The sequence below is a fragment of the Pseudomonas sp. Irchel 3E19 genome (assembly GCF_900187585.1).
In the GTDB taxonomy this organism is placed as follows: Bacteria; Pseudomonadota; Gammaproteobacteria; order Pseudomonadales; family Pseudomonadaceae; genus Aquipseudomonas; species Aquipseudomonas baetica.
In genome coordinates this window covers 56,138-70,839 of the sequence record NZ_FYDT01000024.1, presented here as the reverse complement: position 1 = coordinate 70,839, position 14,702 = coordinate 56,138, and the positions used below count along the sequence as shown (strand labels likewise).

Here is a 14,702-nt window from a genome sequence, read left to right as displayed (position 1 = left end):
CCAACAAACGAAGAAAGTCAAACGGCAACGGAGCATCTCGACAATGAAGTGGCCCAAGCGCCGTCTCGAACTTCGCGATATCGGCATGGTTCTGTACTTGTTGAGCCTTTTGCTGCCAGCGGTGCGACAAGAAGATGATAACTGGCTTTATGAAACGCTCACTCAAGACACTTTACCGGGGTGGTGGGCATTTGTATTGGGGTTATTGTCAATGGTCTACGGTTACGTCGCTTGGTTAGCAAACCCCTTGTTCATCGCTGCTTACCGGACTCGGAACGTCAAGCGGAGCTTCATCTATGCCGTTTTCGCATTGCTAGCCGGACTGTCAGTGCAATTGCAGCTCGTTACTTGGTACGACGAAGACGGTAGGTTCACCATCATTGGATACACCTACGGCTACTATATTTGGTTGCTTGCCTTTGGTTGGATGGCCGGATTGGCTGTTCGTGATGTGTGTAAAGAATGGCAGTAATAATCTGACAGGGCAGCCTCAGCGTTATCTTTACGAGGATTCCTGAAGAAGAGACTCCTTAAAACGATGCGTGGATGTGCGACTCACGCGGGATGGCTCCAGCATACCCATGCGCCGGCCCGTCGGCCAGCCGTGAAACCTTCAGCAACATGCCTGTAACGGGCATTTCAAACAAGCGTATGTTTTTTCATTGACAGCACTCCGTCATCCTCATAACCTCGCCAAACCTTCAACGTACCGGGAAGACGCGGACGTGGGCAGCATCTACTTGATTCGACATGGCCAGGCCTCCTTTGGTGCAGACGACTATGACGTCCTGTCACCGATCGGTGTGCGTCAGGCAGAAATCCTCGGTCAGCACCTCGCTGAACTGGGCATCCGCTTCGATCGCTGCCTCGCAGGTGATTTACGCCGCCAGCAACACACGGCCACCAGCGCCCTGGAACAATTCAGCGCCCAAGGCCTTTCGGTACCGACGCTGGAAACCGATTCCGCCTTCAATGAATTCGACGCCGACGCGGTGATCCGTGCCCTGCTCCCGGCGATGCTGCCTGACGAACCTGAAGCACTCGACATCCTGCGCAATGTCGCGCAGAACCGTGGCGAGTTTCAGCGCATTTTTGCCTTGATCATCGAGCGCTGGCTGGCCGGCACCTACGATACGCCGGGGCTGGAAAGCTGGCTGGGTTTCGTCGAACGGGTGCAGGCCGGGCTTCACCGGATTCTCGAGCAAGCAGAGAAAAACCAGAAAATCGCCGTGTTCACTTCCGGTGGCACCATCACCGCCCTGCTCCACCTCATTACCCAAATGCCTGCCAAACAGGCCTTTGAATTGAACTGGCAAATCGTCAACACCTCGCTCAACCAGCTGAAGTTCCGCGGTCGCGAGGTGGCTTTGGCCTCCTTCAACAGTCATGCGCATCTGCAACTGCTGAAGGCACCGGAACTCATCACTTTCCGTTGAGTCCGGATTACTGTGAACCTTGCTGTTATCAACCAGCGCCTATAACCAAGAAAGGATCGAACCATGACCTCCGTAGCTGATGCCGTACAAGCAATGAAAGCCAAGTTCAACCCAGCCGCCGCTGCCGGTCTGGATCTGGTCTTCGGTTTCCGCATCGACGACACCAAAAACTTCTCGCTGATCGTCAAAGACAGCACCTGCGAGCTGCAAGAAGGCGAGAACCCGGACGCCCAGGTTACGCTGGTGATGGACGGCGAAACCCTGGAAGGCATCGTCGACGGTTCGACCGACGGCATGCAGGCGTTCATGGGCGGCAAACTGCGCGCTGAAGGCGACATGATGCTGGCGATGAAACTGTCCGAGCTGTTCCCTTCGTAAGACTGCTTTGCGCTTCACACAAATCCCGCCCTGGTGGCGGGATTTTTGCGTCTGCCGCCAAACATTTGAAGCAAGAAAAAATCAGCCCAGCCAATTTTTGAACACAAGACACTTCATCGCCGCACCAAGACTGGCTGACACAACGTTGACCTCGGTCACTGCTGTGCTGCCAACCTCTGATTAATCTTCCTGCTCCATCGAAGGCCAAGGACGGCTCCCCGGGAGCCCGCGGCTGATCCCCATTCAAGGAAGAACGTTCATCATGCGCTCACTCAAGATCATTCTGCTGTCGTCGGCGTTCAACGGCCTTACTCAGCGGGCCTGGCTGGAACTGCGCCAGGCCGGGCATTCACCCAGCGTCGTGGTGTTTACCGACGAAACCTCGGTGTGTGAACAGATCGAACACAGCGGCGCCGATCTGGTCATCTGCCCGTTCCTCAAAGACCGCGTGCCGCACGCGCTATGGAGCAACGCCGAGCGTCCGGTGGTGATCATCCATCCCGGCATCGTCGGCGACCGTGGCGCCAGTGCGCTGGACTGGGCGATCACCAATGAGCTGTCGAGCTGGGGCGTGACCGCGCTGCAAGCGGTCGAGGAAATGGACGCCGGGCCGGTCTGGGCCACCAGTGAATTCAACCTGCCGGCTGGCCTGCGCAAATCCGAGTTGTACAACGGTCGGGTCAGTGACGCGGCGATTCGCTGCATTCGCGAAGTGGTCGAGAAATTCGTCGACGGTTTTGTGCCGGTTGCACTGGATTACTCAGACCCCAAGGTGCGCGGCCGCTTGCAGCCGAACATGAAGCAGGCCGACCGCACCTTCAGCTGGCACGACTGCTCACGCTTCATCAAACGCTGCATCGACGCCGCTGATGGCCAGCCCGGTGTGCTGGCGAGCCTGAGTGGCGGGCAGTATTACCTGTATGACGCACACCTTGACTCGCGCAGCGGCATCCCCGGCGAGATCCTCGCGGTGCATGACGATGCGGTGCTGGTGGCGACCGGTGATCACAGCCTGTGGATCGGCTCGTTGCGGCGCAAACCACAACCCGGTGAGGAAACCTTCAAGCAACCGGCGCGGCATGTGCTGGCCGCGCAACTGGCCGAGGTGCCCACACTCAGTTGGTCCATTGCCAGCCAGCCGTTCAGTGAAGAGGCGTATCAACCGATCCGTTATCGTGAATCAGGCCATGTAGGTGAACTGACGTTCGAGTTTTACAACGGCGCCATGAGCACCGAACAATGCCAACGCCTGGTTGAAGCGTTGCGCTGGGCCAAATCCCGCGACACTCGGGTATTGCTGATCAAGGGCGGGCGCGGCAGTTTCTCCAACGGCGTGCACCTGAATGTGATCCAGGCCGCCGAAGACCCGGGCGCCGAAGCCTGGGCAAATATTCAGGCGATTGACGATGTCTGTGAAGAACTGCTGACGGCGCGGCAACTGGTGGTCAGTGGTGTGACCGGTAACGCCGGTGCCGGCGGCGTGATGCTGGCACTGGCGGCGGACATCGTCTTCGCCCGCGCCGATATTGTGCTCAATCCGCATTACAAGAGCATGGGCCTGTACGGTTCGGAATACTGGACCTACAGCTTGCCGCGTGCTGTCGGCCCGGCGATGGCTGAGCAGTTGACTCAGGCGTGTCTGCCGGTGAGTGCCACCCAAGCGCTGCAACTGGGCATGGTCCAGGAAATCGGCCCGCGCTGCCCGGACGAGTTTTCCCTGTGGCTGCTGCAACGCGCCAACAGTGTTTTGACTGATCCGACCTATGCCGCAGTGCGTGAGCGCAAGCCGCGGGCTGATCAGGTGTTGATCCAGCAATGCCGCGAAAGCGAGTTACAGGAAATGCAGGAAGACATGCTTTACAACCGCAGCGGGTTTGCCGAGAAGTGCCGCCATTTTGTCTACAAGCGCAAGGCTTGTGGCACGCCGGCGCGGTTGGTGGCGGATTGGGCGCGGGTGCGTGAGGTTGAGCGGGTCGACTGATCTTCACCGTCCCTCACGGCCACATCGCTGGCAAGTCAGGCTCCCACAGGGCTCAATCGTGTTCAAAATTTTGTGTACGACGAGAAACCTGGGGGAGCTGGCTTGCCAGCGATGAACGATGACGCGGTATCGAGGCTGCACTTACAATGCGCGCCACCTCAAACACCGGCCCGCCCATGGACATCGACCTCGCCCGCACCTTTCTGGAAATCGTCCGCCACGGCAGCCTCGCCGCCGCGGCACAGAAGCTGTTCGTCACACAAACGGCGATCACCGCCCGTGTGCAGAAACTCGAGAGCCAGTTGGGCAGTACCCTGTTCGTGCGCAACCGCGCCGGGGCGAAGCTGACGGCCAATGGCGAAGCCTTCGTCATCTACGCCAATCAACTGGTGCAGACCTGGGAGGCGGCGCGGCGCGACCTGCCGCTGCCCGAGGGTTATCACAACGTGCTGCACATTGGCGGCGAAGTCAGCCTGTGCAACCCGTTGATGCTCAGTTGGGCTGCCGAACTGCGCGAGAAGATCCCCAGCCACGCCCTGCGCATGGAAATCCGCGACGGTGAAAACCTGCTGCGCCAACTCGAACTCGGTGTGCTTGACGCAGCACTGGTCTATCAGCCGGAATACTGGCCCGGCCTGCAGGTCGAGCAGGTGCTGGAAGAAAAACTGATCCTGGTGCGCTCAACTGAGCGCCCCGATCCCTACGTGTACATCGACTGGGGCCCGGATTTCCGGCGCCAGCACGATGCCGCCCTGCCGGAGAAAGCCAAAGCGGCGCTGAGTTTCAATCTCGGCCCGTTGGCCCTGCAGTACATTCTCGAACACGGCGGCAGCGGCTACTTCCGCACTCGCGTCGTGCGCACCTATCTGGAAACCGGCGCACTGGAGGCGGTGAGCAAAGCCCCGGAATTCGGCTATCCAACCTATCTGGTGTATTCACGCGACCGCGACTCGACGACGTTGCAGCAGGCCTTCGATCTGCTACGCGAAGTGATCCGCACTGATGACGACTGGTCGCAACGCTGGAATCCGTTGAGCTGAATCTGCCGTTTTTCACCGGATCATGGCGCAAGTGACCTCAAGCATCGGCCTGCACAAACGGCCGGATCGGCTAATCTGCCGGGTATAACAACAATACCGACAGGTGAACGCAGTGAGGCAGACCACCGAGGCATTTCGCAGCCGCTATCGCGCGGCGATCCACCCGTTTTACAACCCGTGGCTGCACGGCGCCTTCGTGCTGCTGTTCGGTGTGCTGGCCATCGGCGTGTTCTGGAGTAGCGTACAGCGGGTGAGCTGGCTGGAATGGCTGACCGTGCCGCTGACCCTGTTGTTGTTCAACTTCGGCGTGTACATGGTTCATCGCCATCTCGGCCACCACAAAAAGACCTTCGCCAAACTGTTTTACGCCCGGCACGCGGGTGACCATCACAGCTTCTTCACCCCCGGCCACATGACCTACGACAGCGCCCGCGACTGGCGAGTGATTCTGTTCCCGGCATGGCTGATCGTGATTCACACGCTGCTGATCACCCTGCCGCTGTGGTGGCTGTTCGCACAGATCAACGCCAACGTCGCCGGGTTGTTCGGCGGCTGCATGGTGCTGGGTTACCTGACCTACGAGGTGTTTCACGCCGCCGAGCACCTGCCACCGCACAACCCGCTGACGCGCCTGCCATGGATCCGCCAGATGCGCCGCCTGCATGAACTGCATCACCGCCGCGAACGCATGCAGGAGCGCAATTTCAACATCGTCCTGCCGTTGATGGACTATCTGTTCGGCACCTTGTACTGGGAGCCGGAAGCCACCCCTTTGAGCTATTCGCCAATGCCCATGACCCGCCTGCAGCACCCGATCGACATTGCCGGCGAGCCGATCGCCGTGCTCGCCTATGCCGCCACGGTCAGCCGCTGGCCCGAGTGGCACCCGTCGTCGCTAAAGATCGAAGGCCCGCAAGGCCCGCTGCACGCCGGAGCGCGCTTCGAAGAAGACATACACGCCGGCGGGCGTGAAGGACATCTGCGCTGGGAGGTCACCGAATACCTGCCCGGCCGGCGCTGGTGTGCGCGGGCTCAAGGTGATCACGGCCTGTCGTTGCTGTTGACCTATGAGTGCTCGACCGACAGTGAGCGCACGCGGTTTGTGCGCACCCTCGATTACCGCTTCGAAAGTCTGGGCATGCGCATCGCCAACCAACTGCTGCTCAAACGACGTATCGAGCGTGAGTCGGCCACGTCGATGCTGGCGCTGCGGGACCGGGTCACGCAGCACCTGGCAGCCATGAGGGCCAGCGCATGAAATTATGGCGAATGGCAGGGCTGCTGATTGTCGTCGTCATCGGGTTTTTATTGCTGATGCCCACCCACGTTGAGCCCGTCGCCTGGAAACCGTCGCCGGCGCCGTCCCTCAGCGAAGGCGTCTACGCGGACAACCAGCGCCTCAAAGCTGTCGAGCAAGTCGGACCGAGTGACATCGAAGGTCCGGAAGCCCTGTTGCTGGAGAACGATTTCCTGATCACCGGGCTGCATGACGGGCGACTGATCCGCACCAGCCTCGATGGCACGCAGCGCAAGGTGCTGGCCGACACTGGCGGGCGTCCACTGGGTCTTGCGCGGCACCCCAATGGTCTGTTGGTGATCGCTGACGGGGTCAAAGGCTTGCTCTCGCTCGATGCGCAAGGTCAATTGATTCCCTTGACCACCGCGGCGAACGGCCTGGCATTTGGTTTTACCGATGATGTGGCCATCGACAAGTCCGGGCATTACGCCTATTTCAGTGATGCCTCCAGTCGTTGGGGTTACGGACATGACGGCGAAGCGATCATCGAGCATAGGGGTGACGGACGCCTGCTGCGTTATGACTTCCAGACCGGCAAGACCAGTGTGCTGCTGGACAAACTGGAGTTCGCCAACGGCGTGACCCTCGGCCCGGATGACGCCTACGTCCTGGTCAACGAAACCGGTGCCTATCGCATCAGTCGCTACTGGCTGACCGGCCCGAAAGCAGGCACTTACGACCTGTTCATCGATAACTTGCCGGGGCTACCGGACAACCTCGCCTTCAATGGTCGCGACCGGTTCTGGGTGGCGCTGTATGCACCGCGCAATGCCTTGCTCGATGGCACTGCCCAATACCCGTTCGTGCGCAAAATGATCGTGCGGGCGCTGACCGTATTGCCCAAACCGGTGGAAAAGCGCGGGTTTGTGCTGGGGCTGGATCTTCAGGGCAAGGTGATCGCCAATCTGCAGGACGCGAGCAGTGGCAATTATTCACCGATCACGACCGTGCGCGAGTATGGGGATTGGTTGTATTTCGGGTCGTTGAAGGCGAGGCACATGGCGCGGTTGCCGTTGGCTGATGCCCTGAAGTAAGCCAGCTGAATTTGCGCTGGATGGACTGACGCCATCGCTGGCAAGCCAGCTCCCACAATTGACCAGGTTGGTCACGAATTGTGTGGACAACGCAATCCCTGTGGGAGCTGGCTTGCCAGCGATGGCGGTCTGTCAGTTAGACGACTTGTCGAACTTGTCCGGATCTTCGTCTTCGGGAAGATCCTCGACAGGCTCCTCGGGATTGGCGGTGGTATGCGCCGGGCTATTAGGCTCAGGATGGGTCGGAACCGGGTCGAATGCACCCTGCTCTTCACTGGGGAATTTGGGATCGTTCATAAGGCACCTCGCAAAGAGTCGCTGATTGAAGACTCTGAACATTCGAGGTGCCGTGGGGAGTTGTCGTTCCCTTCAATCAGCAACCGCAGGTCGGCGGATCAGCTCGGGGCCTGCAAGTGAGTGACGATCTCGTCCTTGACCTTCAGCCGCTTCTCTTTCAGCTTTTTCAATACGTCATCACTAGGTGCGTCCGAGGTGGCGGTTTCGGCCTTGACCACGTCGGCGTCAGCCTGGGAATACTTGTTGATCAGTGAATCCAGTCGTGGATCCTGGGTGCGTTTTTGCTGGATCTCTTCCTTCGTGCAACTCAAGTCCTGAAACAGGTCATGGGGAACCGGCATGGAACACCTCCATCAGTTGATCGGGAGGCCAACGCGACCGATTGCGCTGGCCAGTCTTCAGAATGGCCTTGGTCGGGCGGTTCTGTCGACCACCTGTCAGACCAGCGGTGGCCGTTCGTCGCCCTGTCGCAAATGCGATAAAACCTTTCTCCGCCGCCCCGCCTCCATTGCATAACGCTCACAACAAACTGCGTGGAGTTACACCAATGGACGGATTCAACCTGCGTCATCTCTTTCTGGCTGTCGCTTTGAGCACTGGCATGGGCAGCGCATTCGCCGCCACTGACAACGATTTCGTCGATAACGCTGCCGCCGGTGGCATCGCCGAAATCGAAACCAGCCGACTGGCCCTGGAAAAAAGCCAATCGGCCGACATCAAGAAGTTTGCCGAAATGATGATCACCGACCATGGCAAAGCCAACGATGAGTTGGCGACGATTGCCAAGGCCCACGACATCGAAGTGCCGGACACCACCACGCTGGTCAAACAGGCCAAGGAGAAAATCCTCGACATGCGCGACGAGTCCTTCGACGCGGCCTACGCCAACAATCAGGTCAAGGCTCACGAAGACACCATCGAGCTGTTCAAGAAGCAGGCCAATACTGTGACGGACGACAAGGTCAAAGGCGCCACCGAGCTGAAAGCCTTCGCGCAAAAAATGTTGCCGGCACTGGAAAAACATCTGGCAGCGGCGAAGGAATTGCAGGCCAAGCATCCGAGCAAATAGCCTTCCCCTCACCCCAAGCTCCAAAAAAATGCCGCATCTCACGATGCGGCATTCGTCATTTCAACGCCGATTAACCGCCATCCGTATCAATATCCGCATCGGTCTCTTCCCCCGGCTTCGCCCGGTCCGGCTCAGGCTCGAAACCCGGACTGAACTCATTGTCGTTATCGGTGTGCCGGTTCTTCTGATCGACCGCCGGATCAGCACTTTGAGCCTGATCCGTATCGCCCTGCTGCTGCGCAGGTTGCGTCGGCGCCGGTTGCCCCGGCACTTGCGGATCAATCGCCGGATCATTGCGATTGATCGACTCCCCGGACTGGTTTTGCTGTTGCTCGCTCATAAGCACCTTGTAGTTCTAGGCCAGCACGACTGAAACCAGCCGGGCCTTGAAGATTCGAAGCCTGCACAGCGCCAACGTTCAAAACATCGCGATGGGGCCATACCGGTCGCCGACTTTACCGGTTCAATGCGCGAGCGAGAAACGGCGCGGTGCGGCTCTTTTTGCTCGCCGCAACTATCTGCGGTGTACCCGCCACCACAATCCTGCCGCCCTGATCCCCCGCCCCCGGGCCGATGTCGATCACCCAGTCGCTCTGCGCGACCACGCGCATTTCATGTTCGACCACGATCACCGTGTGCCCCGCCGTCACCAGGTTATCCAGTTGCTCCAGCAACCGATCGACATCTCGCGGGTGCAGGCCGGTGGTCGGCTCATCCAGCACATACAAAGTCGCGCCACGCTGGTTGCGCTGTAGCTCGGTGGCCAGTTTGATCCGCTGCGCCTCACCGCCGGACAGTTCCGTGGCCGGTTGGCCGAGGCGCAAGTAACCCAGGCCAATGTCCCGCAACACTTCCAGCGACCGGCGAATCCCTGGTTGCCCGGCAAACACCGTCACCGCTTCATCGACGGTCAATTGCAGCACCTGAGCAATACTCAAGCCTTCCCAGACAATCGCCAGCGTTTGCGGGTTGTAGCGAGCGCCATGACACGTCGGGCATGGCGCGTACACGCTGGGCATGAACAACAATTCGACGCTGACAAACCCTTCACCCTCACACGTCGGGCAACGACCCTTGGCGACGTTGAAGGAAAATTGTCCGGCGTCATAACCCGCCGCCTGCGCCTCGGGCGTGGCGGCGAACAGTTTGCGCACGTTGTCGAACAGCCCGGTGTAAGTCGCCAGGTTGGAACGTGGCGTGCGGCCAATGGGCTTCTGGTCGACCTGCACCAGGCGCTTGATCGATTCCAGCCCGGCCGTGACCTGACCGCTGCTGACCTGCGGTGCATCGTCCTCAAGGCTGAGCTCTTCAGGTTCGGGATCCACAGTCGGGCGCCCCAATTGCGCGCCGACCAGCTCCAGCAACGCCTGGCTGACCAGACTCGACTTGCCCGAACCGGACACACCGGTCACCGAGGTAAAGCAACCCAAAGGAAATTCAGCACTGAGGTTGTTGAGGTTATTGCGGCTGATGCCGTCCAGTTTCAGCCACCCCGAAGGCTTGCGCGCCGCCCGTGTCGAACGTTGCTGCTCAGCGAACAGATAGGCGCGGGTCTGCGACTCGTCGACCTCGGCCAGACCCGCTGGCGGGCCGCTGTACAGCACCTGGCCACCCTTCTCGCCCGCCGCCGGGCCAACGTCGATCAACCAGTCGGCGCGGCGCATGGTTTCCAGATCATGCTCGACCACAAATAGCGTGTTGCCATCGGCCTTGAGCCGCTGCAAGGCGTCGAACAGTGCCTCGCCATCGGCTGGGTGCAGACCGGCGGAAGGCTCGTCGAGCACGTAAATCACGCCGAACAACTGCGAGCCCAACTGCGTGGCCAGGCGCAAACGCTGCAATTCACCGGACGACAAGGTCGGCGTGCTGCGCTCCAGCGCCAGATAGCCCAGGCCCAGATCGGTCAGCGTGCTGACCCGCTCCAGCAGGTCCTCGGCAATGCGCTGCGCCGCCAGACGTTTTTCCAATGACAGGTTCGGTGTGTGGCGCACATCCGGCGCGCCGGCATGGCCACTGGCGCCGTGCGCAACGCGCAGCTGGCGGGCCTCGCGGGTTTGCGCGTGACTCAAGGTGTCGCCGGTATCCTCGGCATGTTCCAGGTAACTGGCCGCCGCCACTGGGCGCAGCACTTCGGCCACTTGCAGCAACGGCATCTGCGACAGCTCACCAATGTCATAGCCGGCAAACGTCACCGAGAGTGCCTCGCGCTTCAGGCGTTTGCCTTCGCACAGCGAACACGGGCTACCGAGCATGAACTGCGAAACACGCTTCTTCATCAGCGCACTTTGCGAGTGGGTGAAGGTGTGCAGGATGTAACGCCGGGCGCCGGTGAACGTGCCCTGATAGCTCGGCTCCATCTTGCGCTTGAGGGCGACGCGGGTTTCTTCCGGCGTCAGTCCGGCGTACACCGGCACGGTCGGGGTTTCTTCGGTGAACAGAATCCAGTCGCGCTGCTTTTTCGGCAGCTTGCGCCACGGGATATCGACGTCGATGCCCATGGTCACGAGGATGTCGCGCAGGTTCTGCCCCTGCCACGCCAGCGGCCAGGACGCCACGGCGCGCTGGCGGATGGTCAGGTTCGGGTCGGGCACCATCAGCGCTTCAGTGACTTCATAGACCCGCCCGAGGCCATGACACTGCGGGCAGGCGCCCTGCGGCGTATTCGGTGAAAAGTCCTCGGCGTACAACATCGCCCGCCCCGGCGGGTAACTGCCGGCGCGGGAATAGAGCATGCGGATCAGGCTCGACAGCGTGGTGACACTGCCCACCGACGACCGCGTGCTCGGCGTGCCACGCTGCTGTTGCAGGGCCACGGCGGGCGGCAGCCCTTCGATGGAATCGACATCTGGCACGCCGACCTGGTCGATCAACCGTCGCGCATACGGCGCCACCGACTCGAAATAGCGCCTTTGGGCTTCGGCATACAACGTCGAAAACGCCAGCGACGACTTGCCCGATCCGGACACGCCGGTGAACACCACCAGAGCATCGCGGGGGATGTCGACGTCGACGTTCTTCAGGTTGTGCTCGCGGGCGCCGCGCACCCGGACCATGCCGGCGGGCGCTTTGGAGGTGCGTTTGGAAGTCATCAGCCTGCCTTGGTGAGGGGGTTCAAACTCAGTCGTTAAGCACCGCACGAATCATCTGCAACAAGGCTTCCGGGCCATAAGGTTTGCCGAGCAGATGCGTGTCGGGGCTGAGTTGATGATTGCGCGAGATGATGTCGCGGGTGTGCCCGGAGGTGAACAGAACCGCCACGCCAGGTTTCTGCACCTTGGCCCACGCGGCCAGATCTGAACTCTTGATCAGTCCCGGCATGACCACGTCGGTGAAAATCAGATCCACTTCACAGCCATCGAGCAGTATTTGCATTGCGGCGTCACCGTTGCCTGCAGTCAACACGCGGTAACCCTCTTCGCGCAGCAATTCGACCGCCGAGGCGCGCACCGCGTCGTTATCTTCGACCACCAGAATCGTCTCGTGACCACCGCCCAACTGATCGCCGACGCTCGGTGATTCTTCGCGGATCGGACGCAGGCTGCGCGGGAAGTACAACTGCACCCGAGTGCCCTCGCCGAGCGTGCTGTCGATCTCGACATGGCCACCGCTTTGTTTGACGAAACCAAAGACCATGCTCAGACCCAGGCCGGTGCCTTGGCCGTCAGCTTTGGTGGTGAAGAACGGTTCAAATACCTGCTCGAGAATCTGCGGCGCGATCCCGGCACCGGTATCGCTGACAGCAACCCTGACGAACTCTCCGGACACCAGACCTTTACCGGCACAAAACTCAGGGTCGAGTCGAGTGTTGGTGGCACTGAGCACGATGGTGCCCTCGCCCTTCATTGCATCGCGGGCATTGATCGCCAGGTTGAGAATGGCGTTTTCCAACTGATTACGGTCGACGTTGATGTGCCACGGTTCCTGCGGCAACTGCATATCGATCTGAATGGTTTCACCTAAGGCCCTCTGCAGCAATTCGCCAACGCCGTCGAAAATCTGCCGCGGATTGCACACCGCAGGGGTCAACGGTTGACGTCGGGCGAACGCGAGCAATTGCGAAGACAACTTGGCACCCCGCTCGACCGCCGCCAGCGAGGCACTGACCCGGCGCTGCACGTTGGCGTTGTCCGGTTCATGACGGGCCAGCAGATGCAGGTTGCCGGCGATCACTTGCAACAGGTTATTGAAGTCGTGAGCGACGCCCCCCGTCAGCCCGCCAATGGATTCAAGTTTCTGCGACTGGCGCAGCTGTTCCTCGGCAGCCAATCGTGCACCGACCTCATCGGCCACTCGCTGTTCGAGGTTGCGAGTGAATTTGAGCAGCGACTCTTCAGCGGTCTTGCGTTCATGGATGTCGATCAGCACGCCGGGAAAACGGAACGCTTCGCCTTGTTCGTTGAACTCGCAAGCGCCGCTGGCCAGCACCCACCTGTAGCCGCCGTCCGGACGCAGTACACGGAATTCGGCATTGTAGGGCTCGCCGGTCTGCATCGAGTGGCTGACGCGATCATGCACCCAAGGCAGATCATCGGGATGAATGTGCGCTTCGGTGACGTGTTGCGGCAGGTCGCTCAGGTCTTGATTCGGCGGATACGAGAAAGTGCGAGCGAAACGCTCATCGGCAGAAAGGACATTGTTCTTCACATCCCAGACAAACGAGCCGAGCAATGCCCCGGCGTTAAGTGCCAGGCGCACGCGCTCGTTATCGGCGCGATAAGCTTGCTCTGCCTCCCGACGCTTGCGCTCGGAATGCATGAACTCGGTGGTTTCCACCACCATCGCCATCACGCCGGCCGGCCGTCCCTTATCGTTGGCCACCGGGCTGTAATACAGATCCATCCAGACGTCTTCGGGAGCCCCGTCGCGCAGCAGCACCAGCTCCTTGTTGCGAAACGACAAGGTACCGCCCGCCAGACAGGTGTCGAGCACATGCCGGTTGAACTCGGCGACCTCCGGCCAGCCCAGTTCCACCGGGGTGCCGAGCAAGTACGGATGGCGACCGCCGGCAAACTGCGAATAGGCATCGTTGTAGATCATGTAGCCGGCAGGCCCCCAGAGCATGACCATCGGCAATGGCGAGGCGAGCATCATCTGCACGGCGCTGCACAGACTGGTGGGCCAGGTATTGAGCGGCCCCAGTTCGGTCAGGCTCCAGTCGAACGCACAGATGCGCCCGGCCATCTCGCCTTGCCAGCCGTCACAACCGTGGCTATCGGATAAAAACTGCATCGACTGACTCGGTGTCCTGTGGTGTTTGTCCGACTGATCGCGACGCCAAAATGACGCGATGCCCGTCTGTTTCGAGCACCGTCGAGCGCATTGGTTTCATTAGAGGTATAGCCGATTTTCAAGCCAATTCAGGATTACACACCGATCAGGTGTTTGAGCGGATGGTAGCCAGTTTTCATCTTGGCGGCGACGTCCAGAATCGCCTTCTCGATGCCGTTCAAATGCGTGCAGGTCAACTCGATGGCGGCGCTCTGATTACCGGCCTCGATGTACTCGATCAGGCGCAGGTGTTCATTGTCGCGACAGGCTTCATGGCTGTCGTCGTCCAGCGCGGCAATGTACAGCGAGGCGCGGGAAATCAGCTTCTGGAACCAGTCGAGCAACACCGGGTTGTCAAGGCTGCGGGCCAGCTTGAGGTGGAACTCGCCGAGCAGGTAGATCAGCCGCGGGTGATCGCCGGCCGCGTGGGCCTCATCCTCCAGCAGCAGGTGTTCGCGCAGGACTTGCATGGCGGCGATGTCCTTGCGTCGGCATAACTCGGTGACAATACCGATCTCGATCAGGCGTCGGGTTTCGAACAGTGAGCGGATCTCTTCGTTGCTGGGCAACGACACCGAGGCGCCTTTATTGGGCTCGGTGGTCACCAGTCCATCGGCCTCCAGTTGCTTGAGTGCGGCACGCACCGACGTGCGGCTGACATTAAACAACTCGGCCAGCGAGGTCTCGCCCAGTTTCATTCCCGGGCGTAGCGAACGCTTGCTGATCGCCTCGTAAACCCCTTGGTAGACGCGGTCGACCGTGGTTTCCGGTTTCTTCTCGGTCACTCGAAAGCTCCTTCAGTGCTGGCAACGTTGCCGTGGCGCATGAACTGTCGCGCAGGATATCGCCTCCAGGCTGAAGATGCAGGTTCTTGATCAAGGGTGTTTAAAGCAAAAAGATCG

Annotated in this window: 14 protein-coding genes; 8 read left to right on the top strand and 6 right to left on the bottom strand. The window is 60.2% G+C overall.

Annotated features, from left to right (window positions below; genetic code table 11):
* Window positions 1-43: 43 nt before the first annotated feature.
* The 7 genes from CKW18_RS16575 to CKW18_RS16545 all read left to right on the top strand — a co-directional run bounded on the left by CKW18_RS16575 (window position 44) and on the right by CKW18_RS16545 (window position 7,166).
* Window positions 44-472 carry a hypothetical protein gene (locus CKW18_RS16575; RefSeq protein ID WP_095189781.1) on the top strand — a complete coding sequence of 143 codons (429 nt, stop codon included), beginning with the start codon at window positions 44-46 and terminating at the stop codon, window positions 470-472.
* Window positions 473-725: 253 nt separating this feature from the next.
* The gene (locus CKW18_RS16570; RefSeq protein ID WP_095189780.1) at window positions 726-1,436 is read left to right on the top strand and encodes a histidine phosphatase family protein; all 711 of its coding nucleotides are present in this window, start codon (window positions 726-728) and stop codon (window positions 1,434-1,436) included.
* Window positions 1,437-1,499: 63 nt separating this feature from the next.
* Entirely contained in the window at window positions 1,500-1,814 is a 315-nt protein-coding gene (locus CKW18_RS16565; RefSeq protein WP_008015934.1) for an SCP2 sterol-binding domain-containing protein, read from the top strand.
* 262 nt (window positions 1,815-2,076) lie between these two features.
* Window positions 2,077-3,795 carry a hydrogenase maturation protein gene (locus CKW18_RS16560; protein ID WP_095189779.1) on the top strand — a complete coding sequence of 573 codons (1,719 nt, stop codon included), beginning with the start codon at window positions 2,077-2,079 and terminating at the stop codon, window positions 3,793-3,795.
* Between the two features lie 176 nt (window positions 3,796-3,971).
* Entirely contained in the window at window positions 3,972-4,835 is an 864-nt protein-coding gene (locus CKW18_RS16555; RefSeq protein ID WP_095189798.1) for a LysR family transcriptional regulator, read from the top strand.
* Between the two features lie 112 nt (window positions 4,836-4,947).
* Window positions 4,948-6,093, top strand: coding sequence for an SRPBCC family protein (locus tag CKW18_RS16550; protein ID WP_095189778.1), 1,146 nt, complete (start codon window positions 4,948-4,950; stop codon window positions 6,091-6,093).
* A complete protein-coding gene (locus tag CKW18_RS16545) occupies window positions 6,090-7,166 on the top strand; it encodes an SMP-30/gluconolactonase/LRE family protein (protein ID WP_095189777.1) in 1,077 nt (358 codons plus the stop codon). Before CKW18_RS16550 ends, CKW18_RS16545 begins: the two co-directional genes overlap by 4 nt.
* A gap of 132 nt (window positions 7,167-7,298) precedes the next feature.
* On the opposite strand, the gene CKW18_RS30600 is transcribed toward CKW18_RS16545, so the two are convergent.
* Window positions 7,299-7,463 carry a hypothetical protein gene (locus CKW18_RS30600; protein ID WP_167394870.1) on the bottom strand — a complete coding sequence of 55 codons (165 nt, stop codon included), beginning with the start codon at window positions 7,461-7,463 and terminating at the stop codon, window positions 7,299-7,301.
* Window positions 7,464-7,561: 98 nt separating this feature from the next.
* Window positions 7,562-7,804, bottom strand: a complete 243-nt coding sequence (locus CKW18_RS16535; RefSeq protein WP_095189775.1) for a DUF465 domain-containing protein — start codon at window positions 7,802-7,804, stop codon at window positions 7,562-7,564.
* A gap of 206 nt (window positions 7,805-8,010) precedes the next feature.
* On the opposite strand from CKW18_RS16535, the gene CKW18_RS16530 reads away from it, so the two are divergent.
* Window positions 8,011-8,532, top strand: coding sequence for a DUF4142 domain-containing protein (locus CKW18_RS16530; protein ID WP_095189774.1), 522 nt, complete (start codon window positions 8,011-8,013; stop codon window positions 8,530-8,532).
* 70 nt (window positions 8,533-8,602) lie between these two features.
* Here the strand turns inward: CKW18_RS16530 and CKW18_RS16525 are convergent, their stop codons facing one another.
* From CKW18_RS16525 to CKW18_RS16510, 4 genes are all read right to left on the bottom strand, one after another.
* The gene (locus CKW18_RS16525; RefSeq protein WP_095189773.1) at window positions 8,603-8,872 is read right to left on the bottom strand and encodes a hypothetical protein; all 270 of its coding nucleotides are present in this window, start codon (window positions 8,870-8,872) and stop codon (window positions 8,603-8,605) included.
* Between the two features lie 115 nt (window positions 8,873-8,987).
* The gene (locus CKW18_RS16520) at window positions 8,988-11,621 is read right to left on the bottom strand and encodes an excinuclease ABC subunit UvrA (RefSeq protein ID WP_095189772.1); all 2,634 of its coding nucleotides are present in this window, start codon (window positions 11,619-11,621) and stop codon (window positions 8,988-8,990) included.
* Window positions 11,622-11,649: 28 nt separating this feature from the next.
* Window positions 11,650-13,761, bottom strand: coding sequence for a PAS domain-containing sensor histidine kinase (locus CKW18_RS16515; protein WP_095189771.1), 2,112 nt, complete (start codon window positions 13,759-13,761; stop codon window positions 11,650-11,652).
* A 134-nt stretch (window positions 13,762-13,895) separates the two neighbouring features.
* On the bottom strand, window positions 13,896-14,585 hold the full coding sequence (locus CKW18_RS16510; protein ID WP_095189770.1) for a GntR family transcriptional regulator: 690 nt from the start codon (window positions 14,583-14,585) through the stop codon (window positions 13,896-13,898).
* Between the last annotated feature and the right edge of the window lie 117 nt (window positions 14,586-14,702).